Origin of the sequence: Streptacidiphilus pinicola (assembly GCF_003258295.1) — a bacterium.
Taxonomy (GTDB): domain Bacteria; phylum Actinomycetota; class Actinomycetes; order Streptomycetales; family Streptomycetaceae; genus Streptacidiphilus; species Streptacidiphilus pinicola.
Genome location: NZ_QKYN01000059.1, coordinates 54,869 through 69,067, shown reverse-complemented (window position 1 = coordinate 69,067; position 14,199 = coordinate 54,869). Strand labels below are relative to the sequence as shown.

Genomic DNA, 14,199 nt, shown 5'->3' with positions numbered 1-14,199 from the left:
AGCGGGGGAGACTGGCGAGCCACGGCCGCAGCCTGCCCGGCGGAGCCGCGGAGCCGCGCCGGAGCCGCAACGGACGCGAACGGCATGTCGCTGCGCGACGCGGGCCGCGTGCAGGCGGAGCCGCTGTGGGGGCAGCGGCACTTCGACAGGGCGGCCCGGGACCGCGCGAGGTGGGTCCAACGCCCGTTCCGCGCCGAGGGAGGGCTGCTCTGCCAGCAGGAGTCCCCGGTCGCGGTCGGCGCGCGAGGCCTCGCGCGCCGACCGCGACCGGGGACTCCTGCTGGTAGAGCAGCCATTCGTCGGCGCGGAACGGGCGGTGGAACCACATCGCGTGGTCCAGGGACGCCATGTCGAAGTGCCGCTTGCCCCACAGCGGCTCCACCGGGACGCGGACCGAGTCGAGCAGCGTCATGTCGCTCGCGTACGTGACGGCGCAGGTGTGGATCAGCGGGTCGTCCGGGAGGGTGCCGTTGGTGCGCAGCCAGACCGCGCTGCGCGGTTCGACGCCCTTGAGCTCCTCCTCCGTCCAGCGCAGGCGGTCGACGTAGCGCAGGTCGAAGGGCTGGCGGCGGCTGATGAACGGCGGCAGTTCGCCGAGGACGGAGCCGACCTCCTCCAGCGCGGTCGGCAACTGCTCCGGCGCCGGGACGTCGGGCATGGCGATCTGGTGCTCGAACGGCGACTCCTCCGGCAGGTGGAAGTCGGCGGTCAGCGCGAAGATCGTCCGGCCCTGCTGGACGCCGAGCACACGGCGCGTGGTGAAGGAGCGGCCGTCGCGGATCCGGTCCACCTGGTAGACGATCGGGACGCCGGGCGTGCCCGGGCGCAGGAAGTAGGCGTGGAGCGAGTGCACCGGCCGGTCCGGGGCGACGGTGCGGCTCGCCGCGATCAGGGCCTGGCCGGCGACCTGCCCGCCGAAGACGCGCTGGAGCGACTCCTCGGGGCTGCGTCCGCGGAAGATGTTGACCTCGATCTGTTCCAGATCCAGCAGGTCCACCAGTTGGTCGACGGGACTGCCCACGGAGCGCTCACTCTCCTGTCGCGCGCGGCGAGGCGCAAAGCGCTCTGCCGGATGCGTCGTGTCGTGCGTTGTCATGCGAATTGCGAATCTGCCACCGGTTGCATTCTCCCAGGGCGTCCCGGCAAACGCGCGGGCCCCGCCTCACCCCTGCCGCCGGCCGCTCAGAACTTCGGGATGGTGCGCGCCTCGCGGGCCGCCGCGGCGACGTCGGTGAGCGTGGCGCCGGTGGAGGCGGCGACGACCGCGGCCACGCCGCCCTCGACGAATGGCGCGTCGACGAGCAGCACGTCCTCGCGACCGAGGTCGGTGAGGACCAGGCGGGCGGTGAGCACGGAGCTGCCCAGGTCCGGCAGGATCAGCACGCCCGCGCCGGCGTCCGCGGCGGCGATCGCGGCCTCGATCCGCGCGTAGCTGGTGCCCAGCCCGCCGTCCGGCGTGCCGTCCTCCGACCCGCCGGCTGTGGCGAGCGGGACCAGTCCGCCGCCCAGCGGCTCCAGCAGTTCGCGCAGCCCGGTGGCCAGACGGGCGCTGTGGGAGACGAGGACGAGGCCGACCATCCCTGGGTGCTGCGGCTGGTCCGCGCCCGGCGCGTGCGGCACGCCCTCTTCCGTCGCCGACGCGACGCGGACACGATCGGTGGGCGCGTTACTGCTCTCGGTCATGTCCGCGATGCTAGATTCGCGGCTCGCCGAAGTGGAAGCACCAGCGTGGACGCGCGCGTGACAGATGCAGATTCGGTCGTGCGGGCCGACGCACGGGAGGGCTGACGTTGTGAAGAAGTTCCTCAACACCCCTGACTCCTACGTCGCGGACGGCCTCGCCGGGCTGGCGGCCGCGCATCCGACGCTGACGGTGGTCACGGGAGCCGCCCCGTTCGTGCGCCGGACGGCGCCGACGCGGCCCGGCAAGGTAGCGCTGATCTCCGGCGGCGGTTCCGGTCACGAGCCGCTGCACGCGGGCTTCGTGGGCGTCGGCATGCTGGACGCGGCCTGCCCCGGCGAGGTGTTCACCTCGCCGGTGCCCGGGCAGATGGTGGCCGCCGCGCAGGCCGTGGACGGCGGTGCGGGCGTGGTGTTCGTCGTGAAGAACTACACCGGCGACGTGCTGAACTTCCGGATGGCGGCGGAGCTGGCGGACGAGGAGGCCGGCATCGTGGTCGAGACGGTGCTGGTCGACGACGACGTCGCGGTGCAGGACTCGACGTGGACGGCGGGACGGCGCGGCACCGGTGCGACGCTGCTGGTCGAGAAGTTGGCGGGCGCGCTCGCCGAGCGCGGCGCCGATCTCGCCGCGGTCGCCGACCTGGGGCGCCGGGTGAACGCGAACGCGCGCTCGTTCGCGGTCGCGCTGACGGGGTGCACCACCCCGGCCAACGGCAAGCCCGGCTTCCTGCTGCCCGAGGACGAGATGGAGGTCGGCGTCGGCATCCACGGCGAGCCGGGCCGTCGACGCCAGAAGCTCGCGTCCGCGCGCGAGGTCGCGGAGCTGGCTCTGGACGCGATCCTGGCCGAGCCGCTCTTCGCGGATGACGCGGAGCCCGCCGACGTGATCGTGATGGTGAACGGGCTCGGCGCCACCCCGCTGTCGGAGCTCTACATCCTCTTCAACGAGGTCTCCCGGGCGCTGACCGGACGAGGCGTCACCATCGCCCGCAGCCTGGTCGGCAACTACGTGACCAGCCTGGACATGGCGGGCGCGTCGTTCACGCTCTGCCGGGTGGACGACGAGCTGCTGGAGCTGTGGGACGCGCCGGTGAACGCGCCGGCGCTGCGCTGGGGGCTGTGAGCCCGCCCGTCGTCGCGCGCTCCGCCGAACGGCGCAGTGCGGCGGCGGTCGCGGGTGCCCGGGCGGGCGGCGCGGGGGAGGATCGTGCGCGAGGGCGGGGCAGGCGCGGTGCGACGTGGAGGCGAGACACAGATGAAGGCCGTCACCATCGACGCGTACGGCGAGACGCCCAGGCTGAGCGAGCAGCCGCTGCCGAAGGTCGGACCGGACTCGGTGCTGGTACGGGTCAGGGCCGCGGGCTTGAACCCCGTGGACTGGCACGTCGCCGGGGGCGCGCTCGATCCGATGGTGTACGCGTACTTCCCGCTCACCATGGGCTGGGACGTCGCCGGAGTGGTGGAGCGGGTCGGGGTCGGGGTGAGCGAGTTCGCCGTGGGCGACGAGGTGATCGCGTACAACCGGCAGGACTTCGCGCACATCGGCACCTGGGCCGAGTACACGGCGGTGCCGGTGCGCTCGCTGGCGCCCAAGTCGCAGGCGATGAGCTGGCCGGAGGCGGGCGGGCTCCCGCTCGCCGGGCTGACGGCGTACCAGGCGCTGGGCGCGGTGCACGTGGAGGGCGGCGGGACGGTGCTGATCCACGCGGCGGGCGGCGGCGTGGGCGGGTTCGCGACGCAGATCGCGGCGTCGCGCGGGGCCCGGGTGATCGGGACGACCTCGCGGACGGAGAGCTTTCCCTTCCTGCGCGAGCTCGGCGCGGAGCCGGTGCTGAGCGGGGACGGCCTTGCGGAGCGCGTACGGGAGATGGCCCCCGAGGGCGTGGACGCGGCGCTGGACTTCCTCGGCGGTGACGCGGTCGCGGTCTCCGCCGAGGTGGTGAAGAACCCGGCGCGCATCGCCTCCGTCGTCGACGGTTCGGTGAAGGCGCTCGGTGGCCGCTACGTCTGGGTGCACCCCTCCGGCCGCGACCTGCGCGAGCTCAACGCGCTGGCGGAGGCGGGTTCGCTGCGCGTGCACGTGAACCGGGAGTTCCCGCTGGCGGAGGCGCAGCAGGCGGTCGAGCTCAGCCGGACGGGAAAGGTCCGCGGAAAGATCGTGCTGACCGTGCCCTGATCCTGCTCAGGAATCCTGCTCGGACGTGGCGGGCGTCGCGGACGTGGGCTGCGCGGCGGGAGCGGGGACGGTGCAGCCGTCGGGGCCGCAGACCGGTACGTCGCCGTCGGCGTCGGGGAGGCCCGGCAGCTGGAGCATCCGCAGCAGCGGGGTGGGTGCGGCCTGGTCAGGAGTGGTGTCGCTCACGCCAGCCACAACACGGGCCGCCGACGGCCCATTCCTCAGTGCCCCAGCGTCGAGCCCGGGCGAACGATCATGATGACCGTCACGGCGGCCCAGAGCAGGTTGAAGATGCCGGTGTACATCGCCAGCTGCTTGGTGTCCTTGACGCCCACCTCGCGGCCCTGCGGGCCCTTGCCCGCGAGCAGCTCGGCCTGGCGGGGGAGGACCAGGACGGCGAGCAGGACGGCGGCGATCGCCGTCAGCACGATCGAGACGATCACCCAGGTCTGGCCGGTGACCTTCATGACGCCGGCCGCCGCGAAGCCGAACAGCGGCACGGCGAGCCCGACCAGGGCGTAGACCTTGCAGATCCGGTTGAGCACGCCGAGGGTGGCGGTCTCCTCCAGGCCGTCCGGCCCGGCGGCCAGCGCCTTGCGCGCGACCGGCGGGAACATGCTGGCGGCCACGGCGACCGGGCCGATGGCCACGATGGCGGCGAGGATGTGCAGGATCAGGAAGAACTTCGTCACGCCGAGGAGTCTAGGCAGACCGTTCCGAGGCCCCCGCAGGCGGGGACCCCGAAGCCGGTTCCCGTGCCGGGTCCCAGCAGGTGCCCGGCCGGGTACAGCGGCCCCCTCACTCGCTGATGATCATGATCCGGCCCGGGTCGGGGAGCGGCTGGAAGCCGGCACGCGCGTACACCTCGTGGGCGTCGACGGTCGCCAGCATCAGCCGCTTGAGGCCGTAGGGGGCCAGCTCGGCGACGACGGCCGCGGCGAGCCACGTCCCGATGCCGCGCCCGCGCGCCTCGGGGGCGACGTAGACGTCGCAGAGCCAGCCGAAGGTGGCGTAGTCGGTGACGACCCGGGCGAAGGCGAGCTGCTCGCCCACCTTGCCGGGCTCGGCACCGTGCTCCTCGCCGTCCCCGTCGCCGTGCCCGTCAACGGGCTCGGCGCTCTCGTACAGCCCGAAGACGAGCGAGTTCTCGATCGTCCTGGCGACCTTGTCGCGGCTGCGGCCGAGCGCCCAGAAGGCGTCCGTGCTCAGCCAGTGGTGCACGCGGTCGACGTCGATGAGGGCGCGGTCGGTGTCCAGGCGCAGGCCGTCGGAACGGGTAGCGATCACGACCGGCAAGCGTAGGGCGCGACGGCGTCCTCGCGCAGGCCATAGAGTCGGGCGCATGGAACCCGTGGACACCGTGACGGTGGAGCAGCGCCTCGCGGCGATCGAGGAGAAGCTGGACCTGGTGCTGGCCAGGCTGGGGGCGCTGGGGGCGCTGGGGGCGTTGCCGCTCGCGGTGACGGACGCGCCCCTCGATTCGCCCCAGGACGCCGACCCGGTACTGGAGTTGGTCCGGCTGGGCAAGAAGATCCAGGCGATCAAGGTCTACCGCGAACGGACGGGCGCGAGCCTGCGGCAGGCCAAGGACGAGATCGACGCGATGGCCCAGCGCGAGCGCGCCCGGACCGGACGGGGCTGAGCCCGCGCCGGGCGCCGCGCCTCCACGCCGGCCGCTACACGCCGGCCGCGCGGACCGCCGCGTGGAGTTCCGCGCCGAGGTCGATCAGTTCCTTGGCGTCCCGCGCGGTCCCCTGGAGGTCCAGCAGCAGCTCGTGCATGCCGGCCTCGGCCGCCGCGACCACGTCCGCGACGACCTGCTCGCGCGAGCCGGTGTACTGGGTGCGGCCCGCCTCCGGGAGCGGGCTCGGGTGGAGGGCGATGTTGGCGCGGCCGATCATCTCCATCGCGGCGATGTCCGACGCGTCGCGGCCGTGGCCCTCCGCGGCCTCGCGGATGGAGGCCCACGTGGAGGTGATCCGGTCGAAGGGGACGCCGACCGGGAGCCAGCCGTCGGCGCGGCGGGCGAGGCGGTCGAGGGCGCGAGTGCTGGAGGCCGCGAGCAGGACGGGGATCGGCCGGGCCGGCTTGGGGCCGACCTCGGACTCGGCGATGACCGTGCGCTTGCCCTGGTAGGAGACCGGGTTCGGACCCCAGACCGCGTCGAAGACGTCGAGCGTCTCGTCCAGCTGCGCGCCGCGCTCCGCGAAGGGGGCGACGGCGGAGGCGGCGTACTCGTCGTGGGACCAGCCGGTGCCCAGGCCCGCGAGCACCCGGCCGCCGGTGCCCGCGTCCAACGTGGCCAGCTGCTTGGCGAGTTGGAACGGCACGTGCAGCGGTGCGATGAGCACGCTGCTGCCCAGCCGGACCCGCTCGGTGACGGCTCCGGCGGTGGCCAGTGTCATCAGCGGCTCGGCGACGGAGCGGTAGAACTCGGGCCAGGGCAGGCCGGGCACGCCGTACAGACCCTGGGCCGAGTTCTCGGGGAACAGCAGGCGTTCGAAGACCCAGACGCTGTCGAAGCCGATGTCCTCCGCCGCGCGGGCCACGTCGGCCACGTCGCGGCCCGGCGTGTACTGGCGGAACTGCGGCAGGCTCAGGCCCAGACGTATACCCATGAACGATCCCCTCCGGAACGCGATCGCGAGCGGGGCCCGAAGCCCACCGGCCCGCTTGTCCGTACAAGCTGTACAAGGTTGTACAAGGTGCGTTGGCGGCGTCTCATTCCCGCTCGCCCGTACGGCAGTTCGCGCGGCTCGTCCGGACCTTCCCCGGTGTGTCCGGTCTGTCCCTGGGAGGTGGCCGACACTGCGGCGGACGCCCGTCGAACGCTCCGTGAACAGTCCATCGGAGCTCTCCCGCCGGGCCGCGCCGATGAGTCAGGATCACGGCCGTTCGCGCTCCGAGCGCTCGCGTCCCCGATTCGCTCCCGGAAGGACCGCCCATGTCACGTCGTCGTACCGCGACGGTCGCCGCCACCGGAGTCGTCTGCCTCACCGCAGGCGCCCTGCTCGTCGGCCAGCCTGCCGGCGCCGCCGCCCAGCCCGCGCACCACCGGGTCCTCGCCGGCTGGACCGTGGGGACGCCCGTCGTCGCCAAGGTCCAGGGCGGCCCCTGGACGCTGGCGCAGGGCGACCTGACGGCCGGTCCGTCCTACGCCGGCAGCCTGCCGACCTTCACCTCCGGCGGCGCCGGCACGATCACCGTCGGCGGCGTGACCTACCCGAACCTGGCCGTGGACCCCGCCGCGTCCGGCGCCTACCCGGCGCAGAGCGGCGTCACCGGCACGCCCGGCCCGCTGACCGGCTACTGCGCGAGCGGCGGCCCGACCCCGGAGACCGGCGCGGTGGTGCGGCAGCCCGCGCACACCACGCTGCCGATGCAGCCGTACTACTTCCCGTTCGTGACCAGCTCGGACCACGGCCGCAGCCTCACCGGCCTGTTCGACTACCGTCCCAAGGACGGCGACGAGGCCGTCGTCTCGGCCGTCTCGCACGACCACGGCCGCACCTGGAAGTACACCGGCGAGGCGCTGGAGCAGAACCAGGGCCTGTGCCCGGACGGCAACACCAACGACGACGGTCAGGGCCACGCGTTCACCCTGTCGGTGCACGGCCACGAGTACCTCTACACGCTGAGCCGTCCCAGCGGCGACAACCCGGGCGTGAACCTGATCGTCCACCACCTCACGCCGAAGGGCGACAATCCGCTCGCGGGCCTGCCGTCGGCGGAGTCGGTCGGCCAGGGCGGCAGCACCGCCGCGACCGCCGCGGTCTCCGTCCCGGCCGGTCCGGGCGGCGCCGGGGTCACCGTCAATGTCGGCAACACCGCGAACTTCGAGCAGCCGGGCCACTTCAAGGTCGACGGCCACATCGTCGACTGCAACGACGGCAACGCGACCGCGACCGCGTTCACCGGCTGCACCACGCGTGACGCGGGCGGCGTGCAGATCAACGCGGGCGACGCGGTGACCGCCGACTCGGTGATCCCGGCCGGCGCGGACCAGACCTCCGGCCTGGTCTCCCCGGACGGCATCATCAGCACCGTGCCGCACCTCGCGGGCGCCCCGCGCGGCAGCGTGGGCGTGCTGTACACCGAGAAGATCGTCAACTACTTCACCCCGACCGCCACCACGGCCGCGGTGACGCTGCCGGCCGCGACGCTGCCGGTAGGCAGCACCTCTGCGCTGCCACTGACGAACGGTCAGGTCACCGTCAGCCTCGGCACCGCCGCGGGCATCGTGCAGGTCACCTGCACCGGCGAGGACGCGACCGACCTGACCGGCTGCACCGGCGGCACCGGCGCCGTGGCCAAGGGGAGCGATGTGGGCGCGCCCGGCGCGGCCGTCGCCCCGTACGCGACGCTGTCGAAGATCGGCGAGGGCAAGAACAAGCCCAAGACGCTCTTCGGCAACAACGAGGACTACACCGTGGTCCGCGCCGCCTACACCACGGACGGCCTGCACTTCACCGACCTCGGCCAGGTCAACGGCCTCAACGACCCGACCTCCAACAGCGACGACACGCTGCGCTGGGCCGGCTCGCGCGGCACCGTCGTGAAGAACCGCGACGGCAGCCTCGGCCTCTTCCTGTCCGGCGCGTACGCCTCGGACGGGGACAGCGACGCGTTCAACCAGATCTTCTACGCGTCCTCGCGGGACGGCATCCACTGGTCCGCGCCGCAGAAGCTCATCGGCACGGACTACTCCTTCTCCGCGCTCCACACCCTGGACGCCAACGGCGGCGCGCTGGACATCTCCGGCTACTACTCCGGCCGCGTCTACGACCCGACGGTCGTCCAGAACCCGGACGGCTCGGTCACCATGCTCTTCGCGGGCTACTCCACCCCGAAGCCCCTCCCCTCCGTCGGCGCGACCTACGGCACCGACGCCGCCTCCCCGTACACGGTCGGCGCCGCGCAGCCCGCCGAGTACCGCACCATCCTGACGGTCACCCTCCGCCCCAAGTGGAACGACTGACCTGATCCCCCGAGGAGGGGTGCGGCGCCGTCGGGGCCCCGCACCCCTCCTCGGTCTTCCCTGCCGGAAAACCGCTGGAGGCGTCGGGCAACGCGCCGGTAGCGTCCGGGCTTTGACCGGACGCTGTCCAGCTACCTGACCGCCCTGATCCGCCACGGCTTCGCCCTGGAGGGCGTCACCGAGCCGGCGCCGACCCCGCGCGTGACGGACCATCAGCCGCAGCGGGCCAGGCTGCCGCCGTTCCTCGTCGTCCGCGCGCGGGCAGCCGTCTGACGGCGGGGCTACGCCGTGCCGTGGGTGCGGCGGCGGGCCAGTTCCATTGCCTCGAGGGGGAGGGCGTCAGCGGCGAGGAGGCGGGGGAGGAGCTCCGGTTCGAGGGTCAGGGCGCGGAAGGTGAGGGCGACGGTGACGTCGTGGTCGGGGCGGTGCGTGATCTCGATGGGGTCGCCCGCCCGGATCTCGCCGGGCGTGAGCACGCGCAGGTAGGCGCCGGGTCGTGCGGCACGGGTGAAGCGCTTGATCCAGCCGTCCCGCTCCAGCCAGCCCTGGAAGGTCACGCAGGGGATGCGCGGGCAGGAGACCTCCAGTACGACGTCCGGCCCGATCCGCCACCGCTCACCGATCAGGGCGCCGTTGACGTCCAGGCCCGACGTGGTGAGGTTCTCCCCGAAGACGCCGTTGCGCAGCGGCCCGCCCAGCTCGGGCTGCCAGCCGTCGAGGTCCTCGCGGGCGTAGGCGTAGACGGCCTGGTCGACGCCGCCGTGGTGCTTGACGTCGTAGGCCCGGTCGCCGGCGAGCCCGACCTCGCCATCGCCCTTGGGTCCGGGCGCGCTGACCGCGACCGGGCCGGCGACGGGCCGCTTGTCGATGCCCGTCGCGAACAGGCCCTTCCACGGGTTGGGCCGGGGCCTGCCGATGTTGACGGAGAGCAGGCGCATGCCGTGCGGCCCCCTTGGTGTCGAAGTGACGATAATGCCGCCGGGCAGGAGCTAGTCCCGGTTCGGGACGCGGCTCGGGCGGGGGCGGTCCTCGGCCTCGAGGAGCGGCAGGTAGCGGGGGGCGACCACCTTGGAGAGGGCGATGACGCTGGTGGAGCGGCCCACACAGGAGATGCGGCTGATCTCGATCAGGGTCTGCTGCAGGCCTTCGTGGGAGGTGGCGGCGACGCGGCAGTGGACGTCGCTGGAGCCGGTCGTGCCGTAGGCCTCCAGGACGCCGGGTACCTTGGCCAGCTCGACGGAGAGCTCCTGCAGGCTGCCCTGGGAGATCTCCAGGTTCACGAAGGCCAGCACCGGGAAGCCGGCCGCGGCCAGATCCACGTCCGGACCGTGGCCGGTGATGACGCCGTCCGCCTCCAGACGCTGGATGCGGGCCTGGACGGTGGCCCGGGAGACACCCGTCAGCCGGGACAGCTCCAGGAATCCGGCGCGCGGATTCTCCGCCAGGGCGCGGATCAGCAGGACGTCGAGCTGGTCGGGCTTTCTGCGCTGAGCTTCCATCTCGCCGCCTTTCCTCCGGGACCAAGCTTGGCAGATTGCGCACCTCGAGCGCCTGACATTGTCAGCGAGCGAAGCTAGGCCCTGTACTGCTGATCGTCAATACTGGTCCTGTCAGGGTGCCGGGCCGCCGCGGCCGGGTGCCAACGGCACAGCAGCCCGGGAGGCGACGAAGTGGCCTACTACCGCAGTGTGGGGTCGGTCCCGCCGAAGCGGCACACGCAGCACCGTGCTGCCGACGGATCCCTGTACTACGAGGAGCTGATGGGGGAGGAGGGCTTCTCCTCCGACTCCTCGCTGCTCTACCACCGGGCCATCCCGTCCGCGATGGTGGACAGCCGGGTGTGGCGGATCGACGACGGCAAGCCGGAGCCGAACCACCCGCTCAAGCCGTTCCACTTCAAGCTGCACGACCTCTTCCCCGGCGCGTCCTGGCGCCAGGCCGACCCGGTGCGCGATCGGCGTGTCGTGCTCGCCAACGCCGACGTGCGGATCGCCTATGTCGCCGCCGGACTGCCGTCCCCCCTGTACCGCAACGGGATAGGGGACGAGTGCGTCTACGTCGAGTCCGGCACGGGCGTCGTCGAGACCGTCTTCGGCAGCATCGAGGTCCACCAGGGCGACTACGTCGTCATCCCGCGCGCCACCACGCACCGCTGGCTGCCGACCGGCGACGTGCCGCTGCGCCTGTACGCCATCGAGGCGAACAGTCACATCACGCCCGCCAAGCGCTACCTGTCCAAGTACGGGCAGCTGCTGGAGCACGCGCCGTTCTGCGAGCGCGACCTGCGCGGCCCCGTCGGGCCGCTGCTGGCCGAGGACGACGGCGACGTCGAGGTCTACGTCAAGCACCGCGTCGGCGGATCGGTCGGCGGCACCATCATGGTGACGCCCACGCACCCCTTCGACGTGGTCGGCTGGGACGGCTGCCTCTACCCGTACGCCTTCAACATCGAGAACTACGAGCCGATCACCGGCCGGGTGCACCAACCGCCGCCGCAGCACCAGGTGTTCGAGGGCAACAACTTCGTGATCTGCAACTTCGTGCCGCGCAAGGTGGACTACCACCCGCTGTCGATCCCGGTGCCGTACTACCACGCCAACGTCGACAGCGACGAGGTCATGTTCTACTGCGGCGGCAACTACGAGGCCCGCAAGGGCTCAGGCATCGGCCAGGGCAGCGTGTCGCTGCACCCCGGCGGCCACACCCACGGCCCCCAGCCGGGCGCCTACGAGCGCAGCATCGGCGCGGAGTTCTTCGACGAGCTCGCCGTCATGGTCGACACCTTCCGCCCGCTGGAGCTCGCCGAGGGCGCGCGTGCCACCGACGACGGCCGCTACGCGTGGACCTGGAGCGGCCGCGGACCGGCCGAGACCGCCGAAGGCGCCGAGGGCACCGAGGAGGACTCCGAGTGAGGCCCGCGCACCTGGTCCCGCCGCTCTTCGCCGACTTCTGTGACGACGCCGCGCTCTTCCCGCCCGGCAACGCGCCGGTGGCCGAGGCGGTGCCCGCGCACCGCAACCACCGGGCCGCCTGGTACGCGCCGTTGGTCGGACCCTTCCTGGTCGGCGCGGAGCGCGTGGCCGAGGTCGGCGCGGCCGCCGAGGAGAGCGGCGGCGCCGGTCGACCGCTCGACGTCGCGCTCGTGGTGCGCGGCGGCCCCTCCGGGCTGGCCGCCGCGCTGGAGGAGACGACCAAGTGGCCCGGCCTGCACCTGGTCGGCGTCGAGCTCGGCCCGGACCCCGAGGGCTCCCCGGCCGAGGCCGCGGCCCGCGGCTGCGCCGCGCTGGACCGCGAGCTGCCCGGCCAACACGTCCACGGCGCGGTGGAGTTGCGCCGGGAGGCGGGCAGTGCGGGCCTGCCGCTGGCGCTCGACGTCGTCGCCGCCTCGCCCTACCGCGTCAAGTACCGCACGGGTGGCCTCGAACCGCAGGCCTTTCCGAGCGCAGAGGAGCTGGCCGCGCTCATCACCGGCTGTGCGAACCGCGAGTTGGCCTTCAAGTGCACGGCCGGCCTGCACCACGCCGTCCGCTACGTCGACCCGGTCACCGGCTTCATGCACCACGGCTTCCTCAACATCCTGCTGGCCACGCACTTCGCCGTACAGGGCGCGGACGCCCTCGCGGTGGCCGAGGTGCTGGCCGACCACGGCGCGGAGGGACTCGCTGCGGTGGCCGCGGATCTGACGGACGAACAGGTCGAGCGCGCACGGCGGGCGTTCACCGCGTACGGCACCTGTAGCGTGCTGGAGCCGCTGGAGGACCTGACCGACCTCGGCCTGCTGCCGCCCGCCTGAAACCCCCTCACCCGGCACCTCGCGAACGACGTTGATGGAGCACCTGTGACGACCTGGCTGGACCTGCCCGAGGACACCCTCTTCGGCATCGACAACCTGCCCTACGGCGTCTTCTCGACCGCCGACGACCCGCAGCGGCGCCGGCTCGGCGTCGCGATCGGCCCGTGGGTGCTCGACGCGGGCGCCGCGGCCCGCGCCGTGGGCTCGCCCGACCCGCTGCTGGAGGCCGCGAGCCTCGACCCGCTGCTGGCCGCCGGCCGCGCCGCGTGGACCCGCGTCCGCGACGCGCTCACCCGCTGGCTGAGCGAGCCGGCGTTCCGCGCCGTGGTCGAGCCGTGCCTGGTGCCGCGCGCCGACGTCGCCCTGCACCTGCCGTTCACGGTCGGCGACTACGTCGACTTCTACGCCTCCGAGCACCACGCGACCAACCTGGGCCGCCTGTTCCGCCCCGACAGCGAGCCGCTGACGCCCAACTGGAAGCACCTGCCCATCGGTTACCACGGCCGCTCCGGCACCGTCGTCGTCTCCGGCACGCCGATCGTCCGCCCGAACGGCCAGCGCAAGGCGCCGACCGAGGCGGTGCCCAGCTTCGGGCCGAGCCGCCGCCTCGACATCGAAGCCGAGGTCGGCTTCGTGGTGGGCGCCGGCTCGGAGCTGGGCACGGCCGTGCCGATGGCGGACTTCGCCGAGCACGTCTTCGGCGTCTGCCTCGTCAACGACTGGTCCGCGCGCGACATCCAGGGCTGGGAGTACGTGCCGCTCGGCCCGTTCCTCGGGAAGTCCTTCGCCACGTCGGTCTCCCCGTGGGTGGTCCCGCTGGACGCCCTCGCGCCCGCGGCGCGGGTGGCTCCGCCGGCCCGGGACGTCGAGCCGCTGCCGTACCTCGACGACCGCGACGCCAAGGAGCCGTGGGGCCTCGACCTGGCCCTGGAGGTCCGCCTCAACGGCACCGTCATCTCGCGCCCGCCGTTCGCGGGCATGTACTGGACGCCGGCCCAGATGCTGGCGCACATGACCGTCAACGGCGCGAGCGTCCGCCCCGGCGACCTGTACGCCTCCGGCACGGTCAGCGGCCCGGACCGCGGCACCGAGGGCGCGCTGATCGAACTCACCTGGAACGGCGAGCGCCCCACCGAGCTCGGTGACGGCACCAGCCGCGGCTTCCTGGAGGACGGCGACGAGGTCACCATCACGGCCACGGCCCCCGGCCCGAACGGCCGCCGCCTCGGCTTCGGCGAGGTGACCGGCCGGGTCCTGCCCGCCAGGAGTTAGCTGCCCTACCTCCGGGGGCGCGAGCAACCCACCCGAGGCGGATGGCCCTGTCAGCTCGGGGCCCAGGTCGCGCCCGCGCGCCGGAGGCGCGGATCGGTGGAGCCTCGCGCCCCTTGGTGTGCTGCAACTTCCGGGCTGGATCCTGCCCGACCCAGGTCGCGCCCGCGCGCCGGAGGCGCGGATTGGTGGAGCCTCGCGCCCCTTGGCGTGCTGCAACTTCCCCCCGGGCGGCTCGCCCGGGTAGCGCTTCGGGCGAGGGTGCAGCACCCTCGTTTCAGGTCCGCGTTTGCGGGGCCG

At 73.2% G+C, this 14,199-nt stretch carries 14 protein-coding genes and 1 pseudogene; 7 read left to right on the top strand and 8 right to left on the bottom strand.

The features are described 5' to 3' along the window. Window positions 1-238: 238 nt before the first annotated feature. A pseudogene (locus DN069_RS15340) lies at window positions 239-1,021 on the bottom strand (acyl-CoA thioesterase); the annotation flags it as partial. 161 nt (window positions 1,022-1,182) lie between these two features. Then, the gene (locus tag DN069_RS15335) at window positions 1,183-1,578 is read right to left on the bottom strand and encodes a PTS-dependent dihydroxyacetone kinase phosphotransferase subunit DhaM (protein WP_111501545.1); all 396 of its coding nucleotides are present in this window, start codon (window positions 1,576-1,578) and stop codon (window positions 1,183-1,185) included. A gap of 214 nt (window positions 1,579-1,792) precedes the next feature. Here DN069_RS15335 and dhaK point away from each other — a divergent pair, with 214 nt between their 5' ends. Beyond that, window positions 1,793-2,806, top strand: a complete 1,014-nt coding sequence (dhaK, locus tag DN069_RS15330) for a dihydroxyacetone kinase subunit DhaK (protein WP_111501539.1) — start codon at window positions 1,793-1,795, stop codon at window positions 2,804-2,806. A gap of 132 nt (window positions 2,807-2,938) precedes the next feature. After that, entirely contained in the window at window positions 2,939-3,859 is a 921-nt protein-coding gene (locus DN069_RS15325; protein WP_111501538.1) for an NADP-dependent oxidoreductase, read from the top strand. Window positions 3,860-3,865: 6 nt separating this feature from the next. Here the strand turns inward: DN069_RS15325 and DN069_RS15320 are convergent, their stop codons facing one another. From DN069_RS15320 to DN069_RS15310, 3 genes are all read right to left on the bottom strand, one after another. After that, window positions 3,866-4,045 (bottom strand): hypothetical protein, encoded by a 180-nt coding sequence (locus DN069_RS15320; protein WP_111501537.1) that lies wholly within the window; start codon window positions 4,043-4,045, stop codon window positions 3,866-3,868. A gap of 35 nt (window positions 4,046-4,080) precedes the next feature. Continuing rightward, on the bottom strand, window positions 4,081-4,551 hold the full coding sequence (locus DN069_RS15315; RefSeq protein ID WP_111501536.1) for a hypothetical protein: 471 nt from the start codon (window positions 4,549-4,551) through the stop codon (window positions 4,081-4,083). Between the two features lie 106 nt (window positions 4,552-4,657). Beyond that, window positions 4,658-5,146, bottom strand: a complete 489-nt coding sequence (locus DN069_RS15310; RefSeq protein WP_243639255.1) for a GNAT family N-acetyltransferase — start codon at window positions 5,144-5,146, stop codon at window positions 4,658-4,660. Between the two features lie 55 nt (window positions 5,147-5,201). Between DN069_RS15310 and DN069_RS15305 the strand changes: the two genes are divergently transcribed. Further along, the gene (locus DN069_RS15305; RefSeq protein ID WP_111501534.1) at window positions 5,202-5,501 is read left to right on the top strand and encodes a hypothetical protein; all 300 of its coding nucleotides are present in this window, start codon (window positions 5,202-5,204) and stop codon (window positions 5,499-5,501) included. 34 nt (window positions 5,502-5,535) lie between these two features. Here the strand turns inward: DN069_RS15305 and DN069_RS15300 are convergent, their stop codons facing one another. Next, complete coding sequence (locus DN069_RS15300; RefSeq protein ID WP_111501533.1) at window positions 5,536-6,477, bottom strand: TIGR03619 family F420-dependent LLM class oxidoreductase; 942 nt, start codon at window positions 6,475-6,477, stop codon at window positions 5,536-5,538. A 326-nt stretch (window positions 6,478-6,803) separates the two neighbouring features. Between DN069_RS15300 and DN069_RS15295 the strand changes: the two genes are divergently transcribed. Further along, the gene (locus tag DN069_RS15295) at window positions 6,804-8,837 is read left to right on the top strand and encodes a hypothetical protein (protein WP_111501532.1); all 2,034 of its coding nucleotides are present in this window, start codon (window positions 6,804-6,806) and stop codon (window positions 8,835-8,837) included. 281 nt (window positions 8,838-9,118) lie between these two features. Here the strand turns inward: DN069_RS15295 and DN069_RS15290 are convergent, their stop codons facing one another. Next, entirely contained in the window at window positions 9,119-9,775 is a 657-nt protein-coding gene (locus DN069_RS15290) for an MOSC domain-containing protein (protein ID WP_111501531.1), read from the bottom strand. A 51-nt stretch (window positions 9,776-9,826) separates the two neighbouring features. Continuing rightward, window positions 9,827-10,336, bottom strand: a complete 510-nt coding sequence (locus DN069_RS42400) for an Lrp/AsnC family transcriptional regulator (RefSeq protein ID WP_111501530.1) — start codon at window positions 10,334-10,336, stop codon at window positions 9,827-9,829. Window positions 10,337-10,507: 171 nt separating this feature from the next. Between DN069_RS42400 and DN069_RS15280 the strand changes: the two genes are divergently transcribed. The 3 genes from DN069_RS15280 to fahA are packed head-to-tail and all read left to right on the top strand — an operon-like array spanning window position 10,508 to window position 13,902. Further along, window positions 10,508-11,749, top strand: a complete 1,242-nt coding sequence (locus DN069_RS15280; RefSeq protein ID WP_111501529.1) for a homogentisate 1,2-dioxygenase — start codon at window positions 10,508-10,510, stop codon at window positions 11,747-11,749. Further along, the gene (locus tag DN069_RS15275) at window positions 11,746-12,630 is read left to right on the top strand and encodes a hypothetical protein (RefSeq protein WP_207892160.1); all 885 of its coding nucleotides are present in this window, start codon (window positions 11,746-11,748) and stop codon (window positions 12,628-12,630) included. Before DN069_RS15280 ends, DN069_RS15275 begins: the two co-directional genes overlap by 4 nt. Before the next feature lie 45 nt (window positions 12,631-12,675). Further along, complete coding sequence (fahA, locus tag DN069_RS15270) at window positions 12,676-13,902, top strand: fumarylacetoacetase (RefSeq protein WP_111501528.1); 1,227 nt, start codon at window positions 12,676-12,678, stop codon at window positions 13,900-13,902. The last annotated feature ends 297 nt before the right edge of the window (window positions 13,903-14,199 follow it).

Coding starts and splice junctions, on each gene's coding strand:
- DN069_RS15335 (WP_111501545.1), bottom strand. CDS start 1,578: ATGGTCGGCCTCGTCCTCGTCTCCCACAGCGCCCGTCTGGCCACCGGG.
- DN069_RS15325 (WP_111501538.1), top strand. CDS start 2,939: ATGAAGGCCGTCACCATCGACGCGTACGGCGAGACGCCCAGGCTGAGC.
- DN069_RS15305 (WP_111501534.1), top strand. CDS start 5,202: ATGGAACCCGTGGACACCGTGACGGTGGAGCAGCGCCTCGCGGCGATC.
- DN069_RS15300 (WP_111501533.1), bottom strand. CDS start 6,477: ATGGGTATACGTCTGGGCCTGAGCCTGCCGCAGTTCCGCCAGTACACG.
- DN069_RS15295 (WP_111501532.1), top strand. CDS start 6,804: ATGTCACGTCGTCGTACCGCGACGGTCGCCGCCACCGGAGTCGTCTGC.
- DN069_RS15290 (WP_111501531.1), bottom strand. CDS start 9,775: ATGCGCCTGCTCTCCGTCAACATCGGCAGGCCCCGGCCCAACCCGTGG.
- DN069_RS42400 (WP_111501530.1), bottom strand. CDS start 10,336: ATGGAAGCTCAGCGCAGAAAGCCCGACCAGCTCGACGTCCTGCTGATC.